Annotated in this window: 16 protein-coding genes and 1 riboswitch; of the genes, 6 read left to right on the forward strand and 10 right to left on the reverse strand. The window is 70.0% G+C overall.

Features of this window, described 5'->3' with window-relative positions:
- Positions 1-133 precede the first annotated feature (133 nt).
- The 5 genes from thiE to thiC are packed head-to-tail and all read right to left on the reverse strand — an operon-like array spanning position 134 to position 5,601.
- Entirely contained in the window at positions 134-1,633 is a 1,500-nt protein-coding gene (gene thiE, locus ASC87_RS33265) for a thiamine phosphate synthase (RefSeq protein WP_082568719.1), read from the reverse strand.
- A 7-nt stretch (positions 1,634-1,640) separates the two neighbouring features.
- Entirely contained in the window at positions 1,641-2,432 is a 792-nt protein-coding gene (locus ASC87_RS17985) for a thiazole synthase (RefSeq protein WP_056665124.1), read from the reverse strand.
- A 4-nt stretch (positions 2,433-2,436) separates the two neighbouring features.
- Positions 2,437-2,643 carry a sulfur carrier protein ThiS gene (gene thiS / locus ASC87_RS17990; protein WP_056665127.1) on the reverse strand — a complete coding sequence of 69 codons (207 nt, stop codon included), beginning with the start codon at positions 2,641-2,643 and terminating at the stop codon, positions 2,437-2,439.
- A complete protein-coding gene (gene thiO, locus ASC87_RS17995; protein WP_056665130.1) occupies positions 2,643-3,686 on the reverse strand; it encodes a glycine oxidase ThiO in 1,044 nt (347 codons plus the stop codon). The genes thiS and thiO overlap by 1 nt, the downstream gene beginning before the upstream one ends.
- 13 nt (positions 3,687-3,699) lie before the next feature.
- The gene (gene thiC / locus ASC87_RS18000) at positions 3,700-5,601 is read right to left on the reverse strand and encodes a phosphomethylpyrimidine synthase ThiC (RefSeq protein WP_082568720.1); all 1,902 of its coding nucleotides are present in this window, start codon (positions 5,599-5,601) and stop codon (positions 3,700-3,702) included.
- 54 nt (positions 5,602-5,655) lie between these two features.
- A riboswitch (TPP riboswitch) is annotated at positions 5,656-5,772 on the reverse strand.
- Positions 5,773-5,878: 106 nt separating this feature from the next.
- Here thiC and ASC87_RS18005 point away from each other — a divergent pair.
- The 6 genes from ASC87_RS18005 to ASC87_RS18030 all read left to right on the forward strand — a co-directional run bounded on the left by ASC87_RS18005 (position 5,879) and on the right by ASC87_RS18030 (position 11,756).
- Complete coding sequence (locus ASC87_RS18005; RefSeq protein WP_056665133.1) at positions 5,879-6,361, forward strand: DUF1579 domain-containing protein; 483 nt, start codon at positions 5,879-5,881, stop codon at positions 6,359-6,361.
- 214 nt (positions 6,362-6,575) lie between these two features.
- Entirely contained in the window at positions 6,576-9,194 is a 2,619-nt protein-coding gene (gene leuS, locus ASC87_RS18010; protein WP_056665136.1) for a leucine--tRNA ligase, read from the forward strand.
- Complete coding sequence (lptE, locus tag ASC87_RS18015) at positions 9,194-9,685, forward strand: LPS assembly lipoprotein LptE (RefSeq protein WP_056665140.1); 492 nt, start codon at positions 9,194-9,196, stop codon at positions 9,683-9,685. Before leuS ends, lptE begins: the two co-directional genes overlap by 1 nt.
- Positions 9,686-9,698: 13 nt before the next feature.
- Complete coding sequence (holA, locus tag ASC87_RS18020) at positions 9,699-10,808, forward strand: DNA polymerase III subunit delta (RefSeq protein WP_056665143.1); 1,110 nt, start codon at positions 9,699-9,701, stop codon at positions 10,806-10,808.
- Positions 10,809-10,825: 17 nt separating this feature from the next.
- The gene (locus ASC87_RS18025) at positions 10,826-11,302 is read left to right on the forward strand and encodes a hypothetical protein (protein WP_056665146.1); all 477 of its coding nucleotides are present in this window, start codon (positions 10,826-10,828) and stop codon (positions 11,300-11,302) included.
- Between the two features lie 64 nt (positions 11,303-11,366).
- Positions 11,367-11,756 carry a hypothetical protein gene (locus ASC87_RS18030; protein WP_157604110.1) on the forward strand — a complete coding sequence of 130 codons (390 nt, stop codon included), beginning with the start codon at positions 11,367-11,369 and terminating at the stop codon, positions 11,754-11,756.
- A 3-nt stretch (positions 11,757-11,759) separates the two neighbouring features.
- Here ASC87_RS18030 and ASC87_RS18035 read toward each other — a convergent pair whose 3' ends face one another.
- The 5 genes from ASC87_RS18035 to ASC87_RS18055 all read right to left on the reverse strand — a co-directional run bounded on the left by ASC87_RS18035 (position 11,760) and on the right by ASC87_RS18055 (position 16,649).
- A complete protein-coding gene (locus ASC87_RS18035) occupies positions 11,760-12,254 on the reverse strand; it encodes a CinA family protein (protein WP_157604111.1) in 495 nt (164 codons plus the stop codon).
- Positions 12,251-12,814, reverse strand: a complete 564-nt coding sequence (locus ASC87_RS18040; RefSeq protein WP_056665152.1) for a phosphatidylglycerophosphatase A — start codon at positions 12,812-12,814, stop codon at positions 12,251-12,253. The genes ASC87_RS18035 and ASC87_RS18040 overlap by 4 nt, the downstream gene beginning before the upstream one ends.
- On the reverse strand, positions 12,811-13,764 hold the full coding sequence (gene thiL, locus ASC87_RS18045) for a thiamine-phosphate kinase (RefSeq protein ID WP_056665312.1): 954 nt from the start codon (positions 13,762-13,764) through the stop codon (positions 12,811-12,813). The genes ASC87_RS18040 and thiL overlap by 4 nt, the downstream gene beginning before the upstream one ends.
- A gap of 126 nt (positions 13,765-13,890) precedes the next feature.
- Positions 13,891-14,580, reverse strand: coding sequence for a response regulator transcription factor (locus ASC87_RS18050; RefSeq protein ID WP_056665155.1), 690 nt, complete (start codon positions 14,578-14,580; stop codon positions 13,891-13,893).
- A 14-nt stretch (positions 14,581-14,594) separates the two neighbouring features.
- Positions 14,595-16,649: an ATP-binding protein gene (locus tag ASC87_RS18055; RefSeq protein WP_056665158.1), complete on the reverse strand. Its 2,055-nt coding sequence runs from the start codon at positions 16,647-16,649 to the stop codon at positions 14,595-14,597.
- Positions 16,650-16,687 lie beyond the last annotated feature (38 nt).

Consider the following 16,687-nt stretch of genomic DNA (forward strand, 5'->3'; position numbering starts at 1 on the left):
GGTTGTTTTGAGTTGGCGCTCTGGGATTTATCCCAAACAGCGAGTGCTCGCAACAACTTACGTGACCTCGGTCCAATTTATTCCGGACAGTAGTGGGCCTTCGCCGGGACGACAGGGTTGTGTGGGAACACACTTACCGCTCAGCGCTCAAACTTTCGCCGGATAGCAGTGGGCCTGCGTCGGGATGACGTTGTGCCAGGAACGCCCGCACCACCGCCTCCGGGTCGGCGGCCTGCGTGACCGCGCTCACCACCGCCACGGAATCCACCCCGCACGCCCACACCCCGGGCGCGCGCGCGAGGTCGATGCCGCCGATGGCCACCACCGGGTAGGCCGGCTGGTAGCGGCGGGTCCATTCCGCCAGCTGCGTGAGCCCCACCGGCTCGTACCGCATCGCCTTCAGCGTGGTGGGGTACACCGGGCCGATGGCCACGTACGACGGGGCCACCGCGTGCGCCCGCGCCATCTCGGACGGCGTGTGCGAACTGACCCCGAGCCGGAGTCCGGCGTGCCGCAGGGCACCGAGGTCGGCCGTCTCCAGGTCCTCCTGCCCCAGGTGCACACCGAAGGCGCCGGCCGCGATGGCCAGGCGCCAGTGGTCGTTGACGATCACCTGGGCGCCGGGCACGGCACGGCCTGCCGCCACGGCCCGATCGATCTCTGCGCGCAAGGCCTCGTCGCCGAGCGTGCCGGCCTTGACGCGCAGCTGCACCGTGCGTACGCCCCACCCCAGCAGCCGCTCGACCCAGGCCGCATCGGGCACCACCGGGTAGAAGCCCATCGGGCCCGCCATGGGCGCGAACGCGGCCGCGGACGGCGGCTCGGCCGTGGCCCCCTCGACCGCCCAGTGCAGCGTGGGCAGGTGCGTGGCGTCCGCCTGCGCGGCCGCATGGGTGTGTGGGCGGCCCGGCCCCTGCCGGCGCGCGCGCGCGATGCCGGCCGTGACACGCACCTTCGCCTCGGCCGCGGCGTCGAACACGTCCCAGCCGCGGGCCAGCATGCCGGCCAGCGCGGCGGAGAACACACAGCCGGTGCCGTGGGCCGGCTCGGGCCAACGTGGCGACGACAACCGGGCCGTGCGCTGGCCGTCGGCCACCCAGTCGACACTGCGGCTTCCGCCGCCATGCCCGCCCTTGAGCACCACGGCCCCGCGGCACAGCGCACGCAACGCGGGCAGCGTCACCGGCGCATCATCGAGCAGCACCAGCGCCTCGGGCAGGTTGGGCGTGACCACGTCGGCGTGCCGCAGCAGCCCGCGCAACGCCGCGAGGAACGCTGCCGCATCACCGCCATGCGCGGCTTGGCCGTTGGACGCGGCAAGCACCGGGTCCACCACGACAGGGCAACGGCGTGTGGCCACGAAGTCCGTCACCTCCCGCAACACCGCGGCCGAACCGGTCATGCCCACCTTGATGGCCATCGGTTCGCCGTCCAGCAACACGGCCTGCAGCGCGTCGCGCACCAGCATGGCCGACACGGGCTCGACGCGGCGCAGGCCGGAGGAGTTCTGGACCGTGAGCGCGGTGACCACGCTGGCGCCGTCGAGGCCCATCGCGGCCCAGGCCGCGAGGTCGGCCGTGACACCGGCGCCGTGCACCGGGTCATGCCCGGCAATCGTCAACAAATAGCCCATGGGGGTGTCAGGTGGTGTGCCAGAACGGCTGGCCCACGGTGGGGGTGGAGGCCTGCGCGGTCTGGCGCGTGGCCATCGGGGTGGCTTCGAACGCGAGGCGGCCGGCATGGGTGGCGTCGGCAAACGCGCGGGCCATGCGCACGGGGTCTCCGGCCTCGGCCACCGCGGTGTTCAGCAGCACCGCGTCGAAGCCCATCTCCATGACGGAGGCGGCGTGTGATGGCCGGCCAAGGCCGGCGTCGACCACCAGCACGGCGTCGGGCATGCGGGCCCGCAGGGTTTCGAGTGCGTAGGGGTTCAGCGGCCCGCGGCCGGTGCCGATGGGGGCAGCCCACGGCATGATGGCGGCCACGCCGGCGTCCTGCAGGCGGCGGGCCACGACAAGGTCGTCGGTCGTGTACGCGAACACATGGAAGCCGGACTTGACGAGCAGCGTGGCGGCCTCGACGGTGCCGAACGGGTCGGGTTGCAAGGTGTAGTCGTCGCCCACCACCTCGAGCTTGATCCACGCGGTGCCGAAGATCTCGCGGGCCATCTCGGCCAGCGTGACGGCTTCCTGCGCCGAGTGGCATCCGGCGGTGTTGGGCAACACGTGGCAGCCGAGGTCGCGCACACGTTGCCAGAACGCGTTGCCGCCGCCCAGCTCGGGTTGCAGCCGGCGCAGGCCCACGGTGAGCACCTGCGTGCCACACGCGGCCACGGCGTCGGACAGCACTTGCAGCGAGGGGTACCGCGCGGTGCCGAGCAGCAGGCGGCTCTGAAGCGGGTGACCGCCCACGGTCCAGGGGGTGGTGTTCATGGGTTCAACCTCCAGTGACAGGCACGATCACGTCCACGCAATCGCCCTCGGCCAGCACACGCGTGGCCCATTGCGCACGCGGCACGAAATCGCGGTTGATGGCACACGCCATCGCGGTGGCCAGGTCGTGGCCCTGGGCCACGAGCAGTTCGCCCAGCGTGGCCGCGCCGGTGTCGACCGCGCAGCCGTTGAAAAAGACGCGGCGGCTCATCACGAGAGCGTCCGCACGAGGTCGTCCACCAGCGCCGGCGCACACAGGTAGCCGTGGCGGTACAGGCCATTGAGTTCCCACACGCCGCGAGTGGACCGCAGCACGGGCCGGTGGTCATCGAACGCCGGCCGCAGGCTGGCGGCCATGTGCACGATGCGGGCCTCGCCGAACGCGGGGTGCAGGCTGTACAACGCGCTGCCCAGTTCGAGCACGGAGCGCACGGTGGTGGGGCCGCGGTCCTCGCTTTCGAGTTCGGTGGCCCCCACGACAAAGCGGTGCCGGGGCCGGGGTGCGATGTACATCTGGTACCTCGGGTGCATCAGCCGCACGGGCCGCCGCAGATCCACGCCCGGGCACTCCACCGTCAACACCTCTCCGCGCACGCCGCGCAGGCCCGGCAACGCAGCCTTCGCGCCGATGCCCCGCGTGTCCACCACGACGTCGGCATCGCAGCGGCCTTCGGCCGTGTGCAACGCCCCCGGCGTCAGTGACGTGACCTCGCAGCCGTCGTGCCACTCGCTGCGGAAGCGGTCGAGTGCCACGGTGAGGGCGGCGAGCAGTTCGTCGTTCGCCAGCTGGCCGTCACCCACGAGGTGCAGCCCCTGCTCGAAGCGCCCGGCCAGCGACGGCTCGAGGGCTGCGACGCCCGGGCGGTCCACGGTGCGCACGAGGTCCTGCTGCGGCGGTTCGAGCTTCTGGCGCAGCACCTGCGCGAAGTGTTCGAGCGTGCCGCGGTCGGCGGGGTGGGCCACCACCAGGGTGCCCTCGCGGCGGTGGTACACCTCGTGCCCGCTGTCTTGCTGCAGCTCGGGGACCCACGTGGACCACAGCGCCATCGCCCGCTGCGCGAGGTCGAACACCACGCCGTCGGACGACACCCGCTCCGCGAGCGGCGACAGCATGGCCGCGGCCACGTGCGAGGCGGAGCGGCGGTCGTCGCGCGCGCCGCGGTCGAAGAGGCTCACACGCCATCCGGCGCGTGCAAGCCGCCAGGCGATCAGGCGGCCGGCGAGGCCGGCGCCGGCAATGGCCACATGGGGCATGGCGGGCTCCCGGTCAGAGGTAGATTTCGCTGCCGCGTTCGCGGAACTCGGCGGCCTTGTCGTCGAGCGACTGGCGCACCTCCACGATGGGCACGGCCGGCCGCACGGTGGGGTTCATGCGGGCGAACTCGCGCACCTCCTGCGAAATCTTCATCGAGCAGAACTTCGGGCCGCACATCGAGCAGAAGTGCGCCACCTTCGCGTTTTCCTTCGGCAGCGTCTCGTCGTGGTACGCCATCGCGGTGTCGGGGTCGATGGCGAGGCGGAACTGGTCTTCCCAGCGGAATTCGAAACGGGCCTTCGACACCGCGTTGTCCCACATCTGCGCGCCGGCGAACCCCTTGGCCAGGTCGGCCGCGTGCGCGGCGATCTTGTAGGCGATGAGGCCCTGCTTCACGTCGTCGCGGTTGGGCAGCCCCAGGTGTTCCTTCGGCGTGACGTAGCAGAGCATGGCGGTGCCATACCAGCCGATGTTGGCCGCGCCCATGGCGGACGAGATGTGGTCGTAGCCCGGCGAGATGTCGGTGATCAGGGGCCCGAGCGTGTAGAACGGCGCCTCGAAGCAGGCTTCGAGCTGCTTCTCGACGTTTTCCTTGACGAGCTGCAGCGGCACGTGGCCGGGGCCCTCGATCATCACCTGCACGTCGTGCTCCCAGGCCACTTTCGTGAGTTCACCCAGGGTGTGCAGTTCGGCGAACTGGGCCTCGTCGTTGGCATCGGCGATGGAGCCGGGGCGCAGGCCGTCACCCAGCGAGTAGCAGACGTCGTACGCCTTCATGATCTCGCAGATCTCGCCGAAGTGTTCGTACAGGAAGCTCTCGCGGTGGTGCGAGAGGCACCACTTGGCCATGATGGAGCCGCCCCGCGAGACGATGCCGGTGAGGCGGTTAGCGGTGAGCGGCACGTAGGCCAGGCGCACACCGGCGTGGATGGTGAAGTAGTCCACCCCCTGCTCCGCCTGCTCGATCAGCGTGTCGCGGAACAAGGGCCAGCTCAGCTCTTCGGCCTTGCCGTGCACCTTCTCGAGCGCCTGGTACAGGGGCACGGTGCCGATGGGCACGGGCGAATTGCGCAGGATCCACTCGCGGGTCTCGTGGATGTTGTCGCCGGTGGAGAGGTCCATCACCGTGTCGGCGCCCCATCGGATGGCCCACACGAGCTTGTCCACCTCTTCCTCGATGCCCGACGTGACGGCCGAGTTGCCGATGTTGGCGTTGACCTTCACGAGGAAGTTGCGGCCGATGGCCATCGGCTCGCTCTCGGGGTGGTTGATGTTGCACGGGATCACGGCGCGGCCGCGCGCCACCTCGTCGCGCACGAACTGCGGCGTGATGTCGGCCACCAGCCCGGCGCCGAACGAGTGACCTGGCTGCGGCATGCGTTCGGTGGCCAGGCGTTCGCGCAGTTGGGCGCGCACGAGGTTCTCGCGGACGGCAACGAACTCCATCTCGGGCGTGATGATGCCGCGCCGGGCGTAGTGCATCTGCGAGACGTTGGCACCCGCCTTGGCACGGCGGGGCACCGGCGCGGCCGTCATGCGCAGCGCAGCAAGCCTGGGGTCGGCCAGCCGCTCGCGGCCGAAGGCGCTCGACAGGCCCGGCAGGGCCTCGGTGTCACCACGTTCTTCGATCCACGCGGTGCGCAGGCCCGGCAGGCCACGGGCGATGTCGATGGTGGCGGCCGGGTCGGTGTAGGGGCCCGACGCGTCGTACACGCGCAGCGGCGGGTTGGGTTCGCGGCGCGGTTCGCCGGCGCCCTCATGGACCAGCGTGTCGTTGAGCTCGATCTGCCGGAAGGGCACGCGCACGTCGGGGCGCGAACCGGGCAGGTACACCTTGCTCGAACCGGGGAAGGCGTTGCGGGTGATGCGGCGCGAGAGGTCGTCGGTATCGACGTGGGAGGGGGACTTGGCCATCGTGACTCCAGTGGTGGGGTGCCTGCCTGGAGACCGAGCGCAACGGGGTGCGCCAGGGCCGAGTGCATTGTTTCCTACGCGGGGGTTATCCCAATCAGGTTCAACGGGTTTGGCGCATTGCGCCATCTCAGCCTCAGGTCGTATCGACCCCCGGCACCCCGACAAGCAGGCGGATTCTAATCACAAGGCCTTGATGCCAGCAAGGCCGGGTTGACACGGCGTTCGATGGGCTCATACTTAACCGATTGATTCATTGACCTGCCCACGGAGGTGACCCATGGAGATGATCGAACCGACCGAAGAACACCGGTGGCTGCAAAAGTTCGTGGGCGACTGGATCACGGAGAGCCGCATGCCGGGCCCCGATGGCAAGGACGAAGTGTTCCAGGGCCGCGAAACCGTGAAGGCCGTGGGTCCGTATTGGGTGCAGTGCCTCGGCACCGGTGAGATGCCGGGCGGCGGCGAGGCCACGATGGTGCTGACCCTCGGCTACAACGTGCGCACGAAACGTTTCGTGGGCACATGGATGGGCTCGATGATGACCGAGCTCTGGGTGTACGACATCACGCGGGAGGCCTCGGGGAACGTGCTGACGATGGCCGTGGAAGGGCCGAACATGAGCGGCGACGGCACGGCGCTGTACCGCGACGTGATCGAACTCAAGGGCAACGACCTGCGCACGCTGACGTCGCACATGCAGGGACCCGATGGCAACTGGACGCCGTTCATGATGGCGACGTACACGCGCACCGGCACCTGACGCCGCCCCGGCCGCCAAGGCGGGGCACCAGGTGGGTTTGAACGTGGTTTTGTGTCCGGTTGTGGTTTTCGGCACGACTTCCCGGCCGTTCGGGCGGGGCCCGGCGCCTTTTTAAGCGGCGCCAGGCCGAAGCGCCATGAGGTTGGCCCCCCGGAGGGGGCCATGCGCTTTCTATAATCGCCGGATCCCTTCGAGCGCCCTCCTGCGCCCCCCCATGAGCCCCGACTTCAAACCGACCGAGATCGAACGCGCTGCCCAGGCCGCGTGGACTGCCGCCGACGCCTACCGCGTCACCGAGGACACCAGTCGTCCGAAGTTCTACGCGTGCTCGATGCTGCCCTACCCCAGCGGCAAGCTGCACATGGGCCACGTGCGCAACTACACGATCAACGACATGCTCACGCGGCAGCTGCGCATGAAGGGCCACAACGTGCTGATGCCGATGGGCTGGGACGCCTTCGGCCTGCCGGCCGAAAACGCGGCCATCAAGAACAAGGTGCCGCCGGCGAAGTGGACCTACGACAACATCGCCTACATGAAGAAGCAGATGCAGGCGATGGGTCTGGCCATCGACTGGTCGCGGGAAATCGCCACCTGCTCCCCGCAGTACTACCGCTGGAACCAGTGGCTGTTCCTGAAGATGCTGGAAGCCGGCATCTGCGAACGCCGCACCCAGGTCGTCAACTGGGACCCGGTGGACCAAACCGTGCTCGCCAACGAACAGGTGATCGACGGCCGCGGCTGGCGCTCGGGTGCGCCGGTCGAGAAGCGCGAGATCCCCGGCTACTACCTGAACATCACGAAGTACGCCGACGAACTTCTCGACCACGTGCGGCACGGCCTCCCGGGATGGCCTGAACGCGTGAAGCTGATGCAGGAGAACTGGATCGGCAAGAGCGAGGGTGTGCGCTTCGCGTTCCCGCACGAGATCACCGGTGCCGACGGCCACCTGATCCAGGACGGCCGCCTGTACGTGTTCACCACCCGCGCCGACACGGTGATGGGCGTGACGTTCTGTGCCGTGGCGCCGGAACACCCGCTGGCCGCCCACGCAGCGGCGTCGAACCCGGCCGTGGCCGCGTTCATCGAAGCGTGCAAGTCGGGCGGCACCACCGAGGCCGAGCTGGCCACGCAGGAAAAGAAGGGCGTGCCCACGGGGCTCGTGGTCACGCACCCGCTCACGCACGAACCGGTGCCGGTGTGGGTGGGCAACTACGTGCTGATGAGCTACGGCGACGGCGCGGTGATGGGCGTGCCGGCCCACGACGAACGCGACTTCGCGTTCGCGAAGAAGTACGGCATCGACATCCTGCAGGTGGTCACCATCGACGGTGAACACTTCAGCTACGACCACTGGCAGGAGTGGTACGGCGACAAGCAGCGCGGTGTCACGATCAACTCCGACTACTTCAGCGGCCTGCCGTACGGCGCGGCGGTGGATGCCGTCGCGAAGGCGCTGGAACACAAGGGCCTGGGCACCAAGAAGACCACTTGGCGCCTGCGCGACTGGGGCATCAGCCGCCAGCGCTACTGGGGCACCCCGATCCCCATCATCCACTGCCCCGACCACGGCCCGGTGCCGGTGCCCGCGAAGGACCTGCCGGTGGTGCTGCCGGAAGACGTGGTGCCCGACGGCAGCGGCAACCCGCTGAACAAGCATGCCGCCTTCCTGAACGTGCCCTGCCCCACCTGCGGCAAGGCGTCGCGCCGGGAAGCCGACACGATGGACACGTTCGTCGACAGCTCGTGGTACTTCATGCGGTACTGCGACGCCTCGAACGACAAGGCCATGGTGGGTGGCGGCACGCAGTACTGGATGCCGATGGACCAGTACATCGGTGGCATCGAACACGCCATCCTGCACCTGCTGTACGCGCGCTTCTGGACCAAGGTCATGCGCGACCTGGGCCTCGTGAAGATCGACGAACCGTTCACGAAGCTGCTGACGCAGGGCATGGTGCTGAACCACATCTACTCGCGGCGCACCGACAAGGGTGGCATCGAGTACTTCTGGCCGCACGACGTGGACAACGTCTTCGACGACGGCGGCAAGATCATCGGTGCCAAGCTCAAGAGCGATGGTTCGGCCGTCGACTACGAAGGCGTCGGCACGATGAGCAAGAGCAAGAACAACGGCGTCGATCCGCAGGACCTGATCGACCGCTACGGGGCCGACACGGCCCGGCTGTTCGTGATGTTCGCGTCCCCGCCGGAGCAGACGCTCGAATGGAACGACGCCGGCGTCGAGGGCGCACACCGCTTCCTGCGCCGCCTGTGGAACTTCGGTGTCAAGCAGGCCGAGGCCGCGAAGGGCGCGGGCGCCGTGCCGGCCAACCTGCCGGAAGACGCCAAGGCGCTGCGCCGCGAGGTGCACAAGGTGCTCGAGCAGATCTCGTACGACTACGAGCGCATGCAGTACAACACCGTCGTCTCGGGTGGCATGAAACTGCTGAACGCGCTGGAAGGGTTCAAGGGCGATGCGCCCGAAGTGATCCGCGAGGCCTTCGGCATCCTGCTGCGCGCGCTGTACCCGGCCTGCCCGCACGTCACGTGGCACCTGTGGGAGCAGCTCGGCCACGCGGCCGTGGCGGGCGACCTGCTGGACGCCGCCTGGCCCGAGGTCGACCCCGCGGCGCTGGTGCAGGACGAGATCGAGCTGATGCTGCAGGTCAACGGCAAGCTCCGCGGGTCCATCCGCGTGCCGGCCTCGGCCGACAAGGCCACCATCGAGGCCATGGCCCTCGCGAACCCGGAGTGCATCCGGTTCGCCGAAGGCAAGGCGCCCAAGAAGATCGTTGTCGTGCCGGGCCGGCTCGTCAACGTGGTGGTCTGATGCAGCGGCGCGCCTGGCTCGTGGCGCTGGCGGGCGCCTCGGCGCTCGCCGGTTGTGGCTTCCAGCTGCGGCGTGCGCCGGAGCTGCCGTTCAAGACGCTGCACCTGTCGGGGTTCAAGCCCACGTCGCCGATGGGCGTGGCGCTGCGCCGGGCGCTCGCCGGTGCCCCGACCACCCGGCTCGTCGAGGGCCGCGCCCAGGCGGAGGCCATCTTCGAGGTGCTCGGCGATGCGGACGAAAAGAGCGTGGTGGCGTACACCTCGTCGGCCCAGGTTCGTGAACTGCAGCTGCGCTCGCGCCTCGTGTTCCAGCTGCAATCCGCCTCGGGCCGCGAGCTGATCGGCCGCACCGAGATCGTCCAGAGCCGCGACATGAGCTACAAGGAACGCGACGCGCTGGCGAAGGAACAGGAAGAGCAGCTGCTGTTCCGCGCCATGCAGGACGACATCGCGCTGCAGGTGGTGCGCCGCCTGGCCGCCATCAAACCCTGAACGCCCCCCACCGATGCAACTGCGCGCCGACCAACTCGCCGGGCACCTGAAGCAGGCGGCCGACAAGGGCCTGCGGCCCATCTACACCGTGTACGGTGACGAACCGCTGCTCGCGCAGGAGGCCGTCGATGCCATCCGCGCCGCGGCGCGGGCTGTCGGCCATACCGAACGCCAGGTGCACACCGTGGCAGGCGCCCACTTCGACTGGAGCAGCCTGCTGGGTGCGTCGCAGGCGATGAGCCTCTTTGCCGACAAGCAGATCGTCGAGATCCGCATCCCGTCCGGCAAACCGGGCAAGGACGGCTCCGAGGCCCTGCAGCGCTACTGCGAAACGCTGTCGGACGACGTGGTCACCATCGTGCAACTGCCCAAGCTCGACCGCACGCAGCAGAGCGGCGCGTGGTTCGTGGCGCTCGACGGCGCCGGGGCCACGGTGCGCGTGGACGCCATCGACCGCAAGGCCCTGCCCACCTGGATCGCCCAGCGCCTGTCGGCGCAAGGGCAGCGGGTGGTGGCCGGCGAGGACGGGCAGCACACGCTGGCGTTTTTCGCCGACCGGGTGGAGGGCAACCTGATGGCCGCGCACCAGGAGGTGCAGAAACTGGGGCTGCTGTACCCGGCGGGTGAGCTCACGTTCGAGCAGATCGAAAGCGCCGTGCTCAACGTGGCCCGCTACGACGTCTTCAAGCTCGGCGAAGCCGTGCTGGCAGGCCAGGTGGGACGGTCGCTGCGCATGCTCGACGGCCTGCAGGCCGAGGGCGAGGCCGCGGTGCTGGTGCACTGGACGCTTGCCAACGACATCCTGGCGCTCAAGCGGGTGCGCGATGCGATGAACCAGGGCAAGCCGTTGCCCATGGCATTGCGCGAAGCCCGCGTGTGGGGTGCGAAGGAACGCCTGTTCGAACGTGCCGCCCCGGTGCTCACCGACGCGGCGCTGGCCGAACTGGTGGACGCCGCCCAGGTGTGCGACGGCCTGGCCAAGGGCCTGCGCCACCCCGGCTGGCCCACCGACGCGTGGGATGGCCTGCGCCGCCTCGTGCTGATGTTGTGCGAACGCCTGGCCGCGGCGCCCTCGCGCCGCCCGGCCGGCAGCGGGCTGCGCCTGGCCCTCACCTCCTCCTGACTTCCTGGAACCGTTCCATGCGCCGCCTTCTTGCCGCCCTTGCCGTCACTTCGCTCGTGGCCTTGTCTGCGTGCAACCGCATCGACCCCATCGGCACCGACCTGGTGGCGCTGAACAGCGCGGGCCAGGCCGCCATGGCGTCGGCGAACGTGCAGCAGGCGATGTCCAAGGTGCAGGCCGCGAAGACACCCGAGGAAAAGGCGGCCATCCTGCGCGAATCGTCGTTGGCCATCGGCCGGGCCCAGGTGGACCTGCAGAAGGTGACGATGAAGTCGGACGAGGTGCGCGACATCCAGGGCCGCATGGTCACCGGGTTCGGCAAGCTCAGCGTGGGCACCAAGGCCGCGGCCGATGCGTTCGAATCGGCCGTGCAGGCCGACATGGACAAGGCGCGGCAACAGATGCGCGAAGGCCAGGTCGAGTTCCTGGCCGCTGGCGAGGAGATGGTGAAGCTGGCGAAGGCGCGCAGCGTCGACCTGCGCGCCAAGTCCTGATCCACGCCCTACCCCCTACCCGCGGCGCTTGCTGCCCGCCGCGCGCAGTGGCAGCATCGCAGTCATGACACTCCTGCGTTTCCTCGCCGTGTCCACCGTGGTGGCGCTGCTGCACGGCTGCGCGTCGGCGCCCAAGGAGATCAGCTACACCGGCAAGCTGTTCAGCGGCAGCGGGTTGCTGCCCGTCACCACCGTGCTCTGGCAGGACGCGCAGGACCAGACGGTGGGCCGCTACGTGTTCGTCGAGCCCGGCAACCGCAAGGTGGCCGGCACGCTGGGCCCTTGCCAGCGCCAGCCGGGCAACACGCTCCGCTGCGAATGGATCGACGCCTACGGCCGCGGCTACTTCTACGCGGTGTTTTCAGAAGACGACCGCCGCTTCAACGGCCGCTGGGGCCGCGGCGACCTGCACCGGTCGCGCGGCATCGAGGGCATCTGGACCGGCGAACGCTGACGCTCACAGCGCGGCGAGGCCGGCCTCCAGCGCCAGCAGCACCGTTTGCAGCCGGATGGCGGCGCGATCGCCGCCGAGTTGCAGCAGGCGGGTGTCACACACCCCACCCCGCACGCCCCAGGCGAGCCACACCGTGCCCACCGGCTTGGCCGGGGAACCGCCACCCGGGCCGGCAACGCCCGTCACGGCCAGCGCCAGCGCGGCCGGCGTGCGGGCCAGCACGCCTTCGGCCATGGCCAGCGCCACCTCGGCACTGACCGCGCCGAACCGGGCGATGGTGGCGGCCGGCACGCCGAGCAGTTCGGTCTTGGCCTCGTTGCTGTAGGTGACCACGCCGCGCTCGAACCAGTCGCTCGAACCCGCAATGGCCGTGCAGGCCGCGGCGATCAACCCGCCGGTACACGACTCGGCGGTGGCCAGCGTCAGCCCGCGGGCGGCCAGGGCGGCCGCCAGGGCCCGAACGGCCGGTTCGGCCGCATCGATCGGGTTCGTGTTCATTGCCACCAGCGCCACAGCGCCAGGACCATCAGCGTGCACAACGCCGCCACCAGGTCATCGAACAGGATGCCGAACCCCTGCGCCCACCCCACGGGCTGGCCGGTGCGGCCCTTGAACAGGCCGTCGGCCCAGGCCACCGGGCCAGGTTTGACGGCGTCGAAAAAGCGGAACAGCGCAAACGCGGCCAGCTGGCCCCAGAGACCGGTGGGGGTGACGAGCCACAGCACCAGCCAGAACGCGATCACCTCGTCCCACACGATGGCGCCCGGGTCGGCCACGGCCATGTGGCGCGCGGTGACGGTGCAGGCCCACCAGCCGACGAGGGTGCCCAGCGACAGGAGCAGGGCCCAGTGCAGGTCGGTCAGCACCGGGCGCATCACGATGAATGCGAGCCACGCCCACAGCGTGCCCACCGTGCCCGGCGCCACCGGCGACAGGCCGCTGCCGAACCCGAGCGCGATCACGTGCGCCGGGTGGCGGAACATGAAGCGCAACGAGGGCCGGCGGATGGGAGCGGGTTGGAGGGGTTGCAGCGGCGGTTGGCCGGGGTCGTCGGTCATGACTTGAAGTGATCGAAGGAGCCGAAGGTGTGGGGCAAGGCCGCGCCGCGGCCGTCGACGAGCCGCAGGCCGGGGGTGGCTTCGATGCGGCCGATGCGGGTGACGGGCACGCCACTCTCGCGGGCGGCCAGGGTGACCGCGCCGGCCTGGCCGGGCGGCGCGGTGAACAGCAACTCGTAGTCATCACCGCCGGCGAGGCCGCATTCGCGCTGCACGTCGATGGGCTGGGCGGCCAGGTCTGCACTGCGTGGCAGGGCATCGGCGTCGACCACCGCGCCCACGCCCGAGCGGCGCAGGATGTGGCCCAGGTCGCCGAGCAGGCCGTCGGACACGTCGATGGCGCTCGAGGCCACGCCACGCAGCGCCAGGCCCAACCCCACGCGCGGCGCCGGCTGCTCCATGGCAAGGCGCACCCGCTCGAAGATGCCACCCGTGAGCGGCGTGGTGCCGCGGAAGGCTTCGAGCGCCAGGCGGGCGTCGCCGACGGTGCCGCTCACGTACAGGTCGTCGCCCGCGCGGGCGCCCGAGCGCAGCAGCGCCTGGCCGGGCGGCACCTCACCGAACACGGTGATGCAGATGTTGAGCGGCCCTTGCGTGGTGTCGCCGCCCACCAGCTCGCAGCCGTGGGTGTCGGCCAGCGCCAGCAGGCCGCGCGAGAAGCCGGCGAGGAAGGTTTCGTCCACCCGCGGCAGCGCCAACGCCAGCGTGAACCCGAGCGGCCGCGCGCCACAGGCGGCGAGGTCGCTGAGGTTCACCGCGAGGGCCTTGTGGCCCAGGCGGTCGGGGGGCACGGTGGACAGGAAGTGGCGGCCCTCGACCAGCATGTCGCTGGACGTGGCCAGCTGCATGCCCGGCGTGGGCACCAGCAGCGCGCAGTCGTCGCCGACACCCAGTGCCGCCCGGATCACGGGGCGGGTGAAGTACGCGGCGATCAGGTCGAATTCACCCAGAGAGCTCATGGAGGGGATTGTCGCCGGAGCCCGCCCTGTCTTCCCGGCGAAGGCCGGGGGTGAATTCAACCAGTCAGCGCGTTTGCACACGGCGGGCCCCGACGTGCGCCGGGGTGACACTGGAAATCAGCCCCCCGCGTTGCCGTGGTCCCGCAACACGTTCGCCAACTCCACCGCCGACTTGACGTCCATCTTCTCGAACACCCGGGCCCGGTGGACCTCGACGGTGCGCACGCTGATGTTGAGCACGTCGGCGATCAGCTTGTTGGGGCGGCCGTCGATGACGCAGTGCATCACCTCGCGCTCGCGCTCGGTGAGGTCGGCCAGGCGCCGTTGCACGGCCTGGCGGGCGCGCTGGCGGCTGATGGCCTCGCCGCTGGCGGCCAGGGCCCGCTCCACGCGGTCGACCAGGGCGTTGTCGGAGAACGGTTTTTCGACGAAGTCGAACGCACCGCGCTTGACCGCGGCCACCGCGGTGGGCACGTCACCATGGCCGGTCAGGAAGATGACGGGCATCAGCGGCAGCAGGCCGCGTTCGATCAGGTTGTCGAACAGCACCAGGCCGCTCATGCCGGGCATGCGCACGTCGAGCAGCAGGCAGCTGGGGGCCGACGGCCACGCGGCCTTGGTGGGGTCGGTGCGGCCCGGCAGCGGGTGGGTGTCGAGCATGGTCTCGAACGCCTCGGCGCTGGCGAAGCCCTCGGACAGCAGCCGGCGCGACCGCAGCAGCCACGCCAGCGCGTCGCGTATCACGTCCTCGTCGTCCACGAGGTAGACCATCGGCAGACCGAGCGGGGGCGTGGTGTGGAGGGTCATGGAACGCGGTGAACCTATCGGGTCGAGGAGTCGGAGGCGCGCGCGCGCGCCGCGTGCGAAGGCCCGTGAGGCGCCTCCGCAACCAGCGTGAACCTGAATTCTGCCCCGCCAGGTTTCCCATCTTGACCCTGCAGGTTCTGGAAGTCCAGCACCCCGCCGTGCTGCTCGATCACCGTGCGGCACAAGCTCAGCCCCAGGCCCATGCCTTCGGTTCGGGTGGTGAAAAACGGGGTGAACAGGCGCGACGCCACGTCGGGGTTCACGCCGGGGCCGTGGTCGATGATGCTGAACGTGACCCACCGCGGGTGCGACTGGCGCACCCGGATGCGCAGCTCGCGCCGCTCGAGCGGGGTGTCGGACTCCATCGCCTGGATGCCGTTGCGGGTCAGGTTCAGCATCACCTGCTCGAGCATCGTGCGGTCGCACACCACCCTCGGCACCGGGCTGGGCAGGTCGATCTCGATGCGGGCGCCACTCTTTCGCGCCTGCAGCCGCACGAGCGGCAGCACCGAGTCGATCAGCTGGTCGGCACGCACCGGTTCGTGGGCCTGCTCGCGCCGCCGCACGAAGTCGTGCACGCTCTTGATGACACGGCCGGCGCGTTCGGCCTGCTCGGCGATGCGCTGCGCAGCCTGGCGCAGCAGCACCGGGGTGTCCTCCGCCGGGTCGTTCATCAGGTTCAGCGAACCGGCGGCATAGCTGGCGATGGCCGCGAGCGGCTGGTTCAGCTCGTGGCTCAGCAACGACGCCATCTCGCCCACCGTGGCCAGCCGTGCGGTGGCCTGCAGCCGCTCCTGCTGCTGGCGAGACATCTCCTCCACCTTGCGCTGCGCGCTCAGGTCGAGCGTGGCGCTCATCCAGCCGGTGTGGGTGCCGGTGCCGTCCACCAGCGGCGCCTCGTAGATCATGACCGGGAAGCGCGCACCGTCACGGTGCATGAACACCGTCTCGAACCCCTCCCGCGGTGGCGCCGTGGTGCCCGACAGGCGCACGGCCTGCCGCTCGAGGTACTCGGTCACCTTCTCGGGCGGCCAGTACGACGGCACCATCTGCCCGATCAGTTCCGCCGCCGGGAAGCCCACCATGTTGCAGAACGCCGGGTTCACATAGGTGATGCGGCCCTGCAGGTCGCGCGCGCGCAGGCCGGTGACGAGCGAGTCCTCCATGGCCTTGCGGAAGGCGAGTGACTCGGCCAGCGCGGATTCGGCATTCGCCCGCTTGCGCACGTCGCGCGCCAGCAGTGCCACAACCGCACCGAGGGCGAGCGACAGGCCCAGCACCAGCGCGGTGGTGAGGTTCGGGATCAGCTGTGGCCGCCCGCCGCTGCTGTCCACCCGCAGCTGCAAGGTCAGGCCCGGCAGGTCCACGAGGCGCTCTGACTTGAACACGCCCGCCCCCCGCGGCACCCCGGCCCGCGCGAGGCGGGTGCCGTCGCCTTCGACGAACAGGATCTCGTGCCCGCGCATCACCTCGTTGGGCACCACCTCGTCGAGCAGGCGGGGCAGCGACAGGGTGCTGACCATGAACCCCTCCGCCCGCCCCTCGTTGACGACCGGCATGCAGAGGTCGACGACCTCCTGGCCCATGGCCCCCGACATGGGCACGAAGTAGGTGCGCGAGTACGCCGGGCCGGCCTGGCGCTTCGCCGCGGCGCAGGCGAGGTCGGCCTCGAGGTCGAGGTCGTCGCGGGGGATCTGGCTGAACACCGGTTGCTGGAACGGCGAGTCGACCGACCCGGTGACGGTCATGTCTTCGCCGCGGCGCTCGACGCGCAGCAGTTCCCGGCGCGTGCGCAGCAGCGTGGCGGCATCCTGGCGCCACTCGTCGGACGACGGGTTGTTCCACAGCAGTGCCTGCAGGTTCTGCTGGTCGCGGCGCAGCGCCTGCTTCAGGTCGACCACCACCGCGGCCGCCACCCCTTCGACGACCTCCTGCGCACGGTTGCTCTCGAAATTGAGCGTGAGCCACACGAGCAGCGACTGCGCCACGAGCAGCAGCGACACGAGCATCGCCCACAGCAGCGCCCGCCGCCAGCGGCGCGGCCGGATCAGCTCGGCGGAAGAAGGCATGGGAGGCGGCGCACTCATCCGGCGAGTATTGCCGACGT

Origin of the sequence: Rhizobacter sp. Root1221 (assembly GCF_001425785.1) — a bacterium.
Taxonomy (GTDB): Bacteria; Pseudomonadota; Gammaproteobacteria; order Burkholderiales; family Burkholderiaceae_C; genus Rhizobacter.